The following is a 5,165-nucleotide window of genomic DNA, read 5'->3' on the forward strand; positions in this document are numbered from 1 at the left end:
CGGAAGGGTCGCCGCCGGCCGCTCGCCGCCGGCCGCCTGGCGTCGCGTCGGGCCGTCGGGGCGCCGGAGGGTCAGTGGTCGGCGGGGCCGGGGAGGTGGGGCGCCCACTCACGGACGGCGTCGAGGGCCTCGTCGCGACCCTCGTCGTCGCGCCCGGTGACCCGGCTGGCGTAGCGCACCCAGGCGGCGAGGACGGCGGGGGCCGACTCGGCGGTCGCCGCGTCGGCGCCGGCGCTCTGCGGGTACCAGTCGACGCAGAACTGCTCGATCAGCAGCGGGCTGACCCGGAGGGGCCCGCCCCACGTCTCGGTGGTGGCGTGGTCGAGCCACAGCTCGAGGAGCCAGACCGCTTCGTCCTGTTCGGAGGCGGTGAGGTCCGCGCCTTCGGGGGCGGCGAGGAAGTCGGCGACCAGGGCGTCGAGCTCGCCGTCCTCGAGCCGTTCGGGCTGCGGCGCCCGTCCCCCGGTGGGCAGCAGGTCGAGACGACGCTCGACGAGGGCGCGGGTGCTGTCGAAGTCGGGGGAGACCGGGGCGTGGGCGGCGTGGTCGCTGCTGCGGAGGGCGGCCTCGCACCGGGCCCGGGCCTCCGCGAGGGGGACATCGAGGGCGAGGGCGCCGGGCACCTCTCGGTGGACGCCGGCGGCGTCGAGCTCGGCCCACGGCGGTCCGACGAGCAGGTCCGTGGCCAGCCCGGCCAGGTTGTGGTCGACGTAGACCCCGACGCTGTGGGGCGAGCCGGGCTGGTCGAGGTCGACGAGCAGGGTGACGCCGTCGCCGCGGGGATCGCTGATCTCGACCGCCCGGGTGGGCGTGGCCCGCCCGATGCCGAGGTCCGAGCCGTCGTCGGGCCCGACGCGGGAGCGGTGATCCGCGTGGGCCCGGCGCAACGGCTTGGCCTCGCGCCAGGCGAGGGTGTGGGCCAGAGCCGCCAGCGCCGGTCGCGCGTCGGAGTCGTCGGAGGCGAGGAGCCCGGCGGCCAGGTCCGCGAAGAGCTCTGGGGGCATCTGGTCGGGCCCGTAGATCGTGGCCCCCATGCGGTCACCCCACAGCTCGATGCCGAGGGGCCGGGCCACGGTGTCCTCCGGGGCGACGGCCCGCAGCGAGGTGAGCAGCGTGGCGACGAGCCCGTCGATCGACGGACCCGAGAACGACACCTGGCTCCTGTCACCAGTACCGACGGGAGGGGCGACGCGCCCCGACGTCGCCGGTCGATCCGGTCCGCCCGGGCCCCGCCGGACCCGGGTGTGCCGTCCCCGCTTCGGTGCCATCACCGGCACCCTATTGGCCCTCGTCGGCCGAACGCCCGTGCGCGAGGTCAGGGGCCGAGCAGGCCGTGGAGGGTGAGGGCCTCGCCGCCACCGTGCACCTCCAGGTTGGCCCCGGTGATGTAGCGGGCGAGGGGTGAGGCCAGGAACACCACTGCGTCGCCCACGTCGGTCGGGCTCGCGGCGCGGCCCATGGGGATGGTGGCCTCGACCGCGGCTGCGCCCTCGGGTCCTCCGTAGTAGTCCTCGAAACCCTCGGTGCGCACCGCCCCGGCGGAGACCGCGCACACCCGGATGGCGGGCGCCCACTCCATGGCCAGGGTCCGGGTCAGGTTCACCAAGCCGGCCTTGGCCGCGCCGTAGGCCGCGGTGCCGGGAGAGGGGCGCAGGGCCGAGAGGCTGGCCACGTTGACGATGACGCCCATGGTCATCATCGACCTCGCGGCGTGGGCGACGTGCAGGGCCGAGAGCAGGTTGAGCTCGATGATCTTGGTGCTGAACCGCGGTGACGCGTCGGCGGCGGCGACCGACGGCGAGCCCCCGGCGTTGTTCACCACGATGTCGAGCCGGCCGTGCTCGGCCACCACGGCCTCGATGAAAGCCGCGGCCGCGTCGGGGTCGCGGACATCCGCGGCGTTGAAGGTCACCCCGCCGGGGAGGTCGTCCGGTTCCGAACGGCCCACGACCGCAACGGTGGCCCCGGCGGCGAGCAGTCGGTCGGTGATGCCCCGGCCCACGCCCCGGCCCCCACCGGTGACCAGCGCGACCTGTCCCGCCAGATCGATGGTGATGGCCAACGTTCGCCTCCTCGCGGGGACACTCGCTACGGTGCCGCCAGGATCTGACGGCCCATCAGAAAGTAGCCGGATGCCCACCACCCACACGGTCGACGCCGCCGGGATCGCCGAGATCGTCATGGACAACCCGCCCGTCAACGCCCTCGCCGTCGCCGGCTGGTTCGACCTCGCCGACCGCCTGATCGCCCTCGGGCGCAACCCCGAGGTGCGCTGCGTGGTGCTCCGGGCCGAAGGGCGGGGGTTCAACGCCGGGGTCGACATCAAGGAGATGCAGGCGACCGAGGGCTTCGACGCCCTGATCGGCGCCAACAAGGGCTGCTACGCCGCCTTCGCGGCGGTCTACGACTGCGAGGTGCCCGTCATCGCCGCGGTCCACGGCTTCTGCCTGGGCGGGGGGATCGGCCTCGTCGGCAACGCGGATGTCGTCATCGCCAGCGACGACGCCACCTTCGGCCTGCCCGAGGTCGACCGCGGGGCCCTCGGCGCCGCCACCCACCTCTCGCGCCTCGTCCCCCAGCACAAGGTCCGGGCCATGGTGTACACCGCGGCCACCATCACCGCGGCCGAGCTGTTCGAGTACGGCTCGGTGCTGAAGGTGGTGCCCGCGGATGAGCTGCGGGCCGCCGCCCTCGAGGTCGCGGGTCAGATCGCGGCCAAGTCGCCCACCGTGATGCGCGCCGCCAAGGCGTCGCTCAACGGCATCGACCTCTGGGACGTGCACCGCTCGTACCGCTTCGAGCAGGGCTTCACCTTCGAGCTCAACCTGGCCGGCGTGGCCGACGAGCACCGCGACGCCTTCGTCGAGGGTCGCGACTCCGACGGGGGTCGATGATCGCGCCAGTGGACACCGGCGGTCCCGGGCCCTCGCCCAAGGTGATGACGCCCGACGAGGCCGTGGGCCGGCTGCGATCAGGCATGACCGTCGGCATCGGCGGGTGGGGGAGCCGGCGCAAGCCCATGGCCCTGCTGCGGGCGGTGCTGCGCAGCGACGTCACCGACCTGCACGTGGTCACCTACGGCGGCCCCGAGGTCGGCATCCTCGCCGCCGCCGGTCGCATTCGACACCTCACCTTCCCGTTCGTCTCGCCCGACGTGCCCAACCCGCTCACCGGCGGCAGCGTCCCGGGCCTCGACCCCCACTTCCGCGCCGCTCGCCAGGCGGGCGCGTTCACCTGCACCGAGCTCGACGAGGGGATGCTCCTGCTCGGCCTCCAGGCCGCAGCGTGGCGCGTGCCGTTCCTGCCCACCCGGGTGGGCCTCGGATCCGACGTGTTCCGGCTCGACCCTGCGCTGCGCACCGTGCGGTCACCCTATCCGGGGCCCGACGGGGGAGAGGGTGAGGAGCTGGTGGCCCAGCCCGTTATCGCCCTCGACGCCGCCCTGGTGCACCTCAACGTGGGCGACGTCCGGGGCAACGCCGCCTTCACCGGCCCCGACCTCTACTTCGACGACCTGATGCTCGAGGCCGCGGCCATGGGGTACCTCAGCGTCGAGCGGGTCGTGCCCACCGAGGACCTCGCCGCCACCGCCGGCGACATCACCCGCCTGCGCATCAGCCGCCTCTTCGTGACCGGCGTCGTCGAGGCACCCGGCGGCGCCCGGCCCACCGAGTGCAGCCCCGACTACGACCGGGACGAGGAGTGGCAGGCGCGCTGGTTCGCCACCGCCAAGGACCCCGACGCGCGTGCCGCCCTCCTCGACGAGTGGAGCCAGCCGTGACCGACGATCCCGCCCGCCGGGCCGACGTGTGCGCCGTGGCGGTGGCCGACTGCTTCGCCGGCGACGGCGCCAGCCTGGCCAACCCGATCGGGATCATCCCCATGATCGGGGGCCGCCTGGCCCGAGCCACCGGCGAGCCCGAGCTGATGATGACCGACGGCGAGGCGACGCTCATCGCCAACCACGCGGCGTCGGTCGCCCCCGACGACCGCGTCATCGAGACCTACAACCCCTACCGGCGGATGTTCGACGTGGTCTGGAGCGGTCGCCGTCACGTGATGATGGGCGCCACCCAGGTCGACCGCTACGGCAACCAGAACATCGCCGCCCTCGGCCCGGACCCGCACCGCCCCGCCGTGCAGCTGCTCGGCCTGCGCGGTGCGCCGGGCAACACCATCAACGACACCACGAGCTACTGGGTCGCCCGCCACGCCCCCAAGGCCTTCGTTGCGGTGGTCGACGTGGTGTGCGGCATCGGGTGGGACCGGGCCGCCGACCTCGGCCCCGTCGCCGCCCGCTTCCACGAGATCCGCCGGGTGGTGTCGAACCTCGGCGTCTTCGACTTCGAGACCGACGACCACCGCATGCGGATCCGCTCGGTGCACCCCGGCGTCACCGTCGACGACGTGGCGGCGGCGACCGGGTTCGCGCTCGAGGTGCCTGACAGCGTCCCGACCACCCGGGTGCCCACCTCCGAGGAGCAGGCCCTGCTCGACGACATCATCGACCCGTCCGGCACCCGCTACCGCGAGGTCCCCGACCCCGAGTAGCACTGGTCAGCGCCCGATCGGCCCCGGTGCTCACATCGGGATCGGGTCGGCCGACGGCGGGAGGTGACCCTCAGGACGCGCCAGCGCGAGGCCCCGCCCTCCGCGGTGCCCCTTCCCATCACGGTCCGCCGTCTGCGCCCCGGTGACGACGCCGTGCTCGTGTACCTCGCCGAGCACAACGCCGCCTTCGGTTCGCTGGAGGAGCGTGAGCCGCTCGAGCCGCTGAGCGAGGGCGAGACGGTGGCCTTCCTGGCCGACGACCGGACCGCGGCCTTCGTGGCCTTCGCCGGCGACGAGCCGGTCGGCTTCTGCTACGCGAACGAGCTGTACCGCCGCCACACCGCCCTGCGGCACCTCTGCGTCTATGAGATCGGCGTGTCCGAGCGGCACCGCAACCACGGGATCGGCCAGGCCCTGCTCGACTCGGTCGCCGACCACGCCCGGACCCAGGGCATCTCGCGGGGCTTCGTGATCACCAACGGGTCGAACCACGCGGCCATGGCCCTCTACGAGGCCGCCGGCGGATCGCGCACCCGCGACGACGACGTCGTCTTCGCCTTCACCTGGGCCTTCTGAGCTCGCGCGGCGCCTGCGGCCGCTCCCGGCCTTCGCCC

At 74.0% G+C, this 5,165-nt stretch carries 6 protein-coding genes; 4 read left to right on the plus strand and 2 right to left on the minus strand.

The window, feature by feature from the left end; all coding sequences use genetic code 11:
- Nucleotides 1-71: 71 nt before the first annotated feature.
- On the minus strand, nucleotides 72-1,154 hold the full coding sequence (locus VNL12_RS16965; RefSeq protein WP_325596129.1) for a hypothetical protein: 1,083 nt from the start codon (nucleotides 1,152-1,154) through the stop codon (nucleotides 72-74).
- A gap of 161 nt (nucleotides 1,155-1,315) precedes the next feature.
- Nucleotides 1,316-2,062, minus strand: coding sequence for an SDR family oxidoreductase (locus VNL12_RS16970; RefSeq protein WP_325596130.1), 747 nt, complete (start codon nucleotides 2,060-2,062; stop codon nucleotides 1,316-1,318).
- Nucleotides 2,063-2,132: 70 nt separating this feature from the next.
- Here VNL12_RS16970 and VNL12_RS16975 point away from each other — a divergent pair, with 70 nt between their 5' ends.
- The 4 genes from VNL12_RS16975 to VNL12_RS16990 all read left to right on the plus strand — a co-directional run bounded on the left by VNL12_RS16975 (nucleotide 2,133) and on the right by VNL12_RS16990 (nucleotide 5,127).
- Entirely contained in the window at nucleotides 2,133-2,894 is a 762-nt protein-coding gene (locus VNL12_RS16975; protein WP_325596131.1) for an enoyl-CoA hydratase family protein, read from the plus strand.
- Nucleotides 2,891-3,781, plus strand: a complete 891-nt coding sequence (locus tag VNL12_RS16980; protein ID WP_325596132.1) for a CoA transferase subunit A — start codon at nucleotides 2,891-2,893, stop codon at nucleotides 3,779-3,781. The genes VNL12_RS16975 and VNL12_RS16980 overlap by 4 nt, the downstream gene beginning before the upstream one ends.
- Entirely contained in the window at nucleotides 3,778-4,551 is a 774-nt protein-coding gene (locus VNL12_RS16985) for a CoA-transferase (RefSeq protein ID WP_325596133.1), read from the plus strand. The genes VNL12_RS16980 and VNL12_RS16985 overlap by 4 nt, the downstream gene beginning before the upstream one ends.
- Before the next feature lie 63 nt (nucleotides 4,552-4,614).
- Nucleotides 4,615-5,127: a GNAT family N-acetyltransferase gene (locus VNL12_RS16990; RefSeq protein WP_325596134.1), complete on the plus strand. Its 513-nt coding sequence runs from the start codon at nucleotides 4,615-4,617 to the stop codon at nucleotides 5,125-5,127.
- Nucleotides 5,128-5,165 lie beyond the last annotated feature (38 nt).

This window comes from Iamia sp., assembly GCF_035575815.1.
GTDB lineage: Bacteria > Actinomycetota > Acidimicrobiia > Acidimicrobiales > Iamiaceae > Iamia.